The organism is Dermacoccus sp. CCH2-D9 (assembly GCF_001556795.1).
GTDB classification, from domain to species: domain Bacteria; phylum Actinomycetota; class Actinomycetes; order Actinomycetales; family Dermatophilaceae; genus Dermacoccus; species Dermacoccus nishinomiyaensis.
In genome coordinates this window covers 1-1,714 of sequence record NZ_LSJT01000029.1, presented here as the reverse complement: position 1 = coordinate 1,714, position 1,714 = coordinate 1, and the positions used below count along the sequence as shown (strand labels likewise).

Annotated in this window: 2 protein-coding genes; both read right to left on the bottom strand. The window is 69.3% G+C overall.

Annotated features, from left to right (window positions below; all coding sequences use genetic code 11):
* Positions 1-110: 110 nt before the first annotated feature.
* A complete protein-coding gene (locus tag AX669_RS02230; RefSeq protein ID WP_062256279.1) occupies positions 111-857 on the bottom strand; it encodes a TIGR03089 family protein in 747 nt (248 codons plus the stop codon).
* The coding region (locus AX669_RS02225) for an aldo/keto reductase (RefSeq protein ID WP_197418832.1) at positions 857-1,714 on the bottom strand (858 nt) is incomplete at its 5' end. The genes AX669_RS02225 and AX669_RS02230, both read right to left, overlap by 1 nt.

Sequence of the window (1,714 nt, the reverse complement as noted above, 5' to 3'; positions counted from 1 at the left end):
GGCCGGAATCAACCATCCCGGCCCTGAGTGACTCACCACAGGTTGACATCCACCGTTCCGTGCACCTCGGCGAATTTCGTCCACCTTCGTGCACGCCTGGCGACGACGCCTCATCGAGGCTGCGCGGACTCCTGCTCCAGTAGGCGCGCCAGGTCAGCGGCCTCCATGTCGCCTCGCACGAGCACGACGCTGCCGCCGCCCGCCAGGACGCCGGCGAGAAGCTCCGGTGACGGCGAGGCCAGGAAGTGCCGGCCGGCGTCGGTGAGTGGCGTCGTGAGGTCGGCGTACGACGTCTGACGCTCGTCGCCGGCGCCCGTCACCACGGTCAGCGCGGCGGCCGTCGGCGCCGGGACATCGAACGGGGTGAACACGTCGCCGAAGGTGCTGAGCTCCTGCGCCTCATCGATCGCATCGGTTGGCAGGGGAGCGGACGATCGACGCGCAAGCATCGCGAGCGTGACGACGACGATGTCGATGTCGACCTCGTCCGCAGGGTTCGAGGTGACGAGCACGTCGGCCTCCCGCACGATGGGGGCAGACGGCAGGGCGCCATCGTCGTCGTCGGCGTCGACGAAGACGACCTGCGCCCCGAGCGACCACACGGCCAGGCACCAGTAGGCCGTGCGCCAGTGAGCAGCGGGCAGGTGCACGATGACGCTCGAGGACGCGTCGACATCGAGCTCCTCCGAGAGCATGTTGGCGGCCTTGCTCACCCAGTTCGTCAGCACCTTTGCCGACAACTCGATGCGTTCACCCTGTGTGGGGCCGGGCGTGCGTTCGTAGAACGTCACCCGTGGTGCCGTCTGATCGGTCGCGACGAGGTGTTCGAGCACCTGCCACGGGGTGCGCGTCGCCATCAGGCCATCACCGAGTCCAGGCGCTCTTCGACGGCGGCGCGCTCGTCGGCCGTCAGCGGCGCGTTGAGGCAGTAGGCGAGGTCGTCGATCATCTGCTGGTTGCTGCGGGTGCCGATCGCGAGGGAGTCGACGAACTGGTGCGACAAGCTGTAGGCGACGCACAAGTCGGCGACGTTGGCGCGGCCCAGTTCGTGTGCAAGAAGCACGAGCTGACGGTTGAGTTCGCTCGGGTCGAACACGGTGCCGCCGGCGAACGTCGCGTGCGTCGTGACGACGACGTCGCGCCCGTCGAGCAGCTCTCCCGCTGTGCGCAGTTGCCGGTCGGCGACACCGAGCGGGAACTGCACGTAGCCGAGCCCGGTGAGGTCGAGGGCGCGTTCGAGTTCTTCGAGCGATTCGACGTTGACGCCGATGCGGCCGACCTCGCCGCTGTCCTGGTAGTCGCGCAGGCGGTGCCAGCCGGCGCCGTCGGCGTCGTGCGCCTCGTCGACGTTCGCCATGAGCACGGCGGACGCCCGACGCCGGCCGAGTTCGGCGAAGGAACGCTCGAGCTGGGCCTCGATGACGGCGGCCGCGAGTCGCGGGTCATTCGTGCGCATCTCGCGCAGGCGGGAGATGAAGTGCAGCCGCTGTGTCAGCTGCGGCTCGCCGCACTTGTGGAGGATCTCCTCGGCGTTGTGGTCGCCTCGACCAACCTCGACGTGGTTGACACCGCGGTTGACGGCCGTCGCGAGCATCGCGCGGATCTCCGCGGCCGACGGCGCGTTGGGGCCGGCGAACGCCTGGCCGCCGAGGATCATCACGGACTGATCGAGTTCGCTGTCGTCGCGGCGCGGCACGCTGGGACCGGCGGTGAA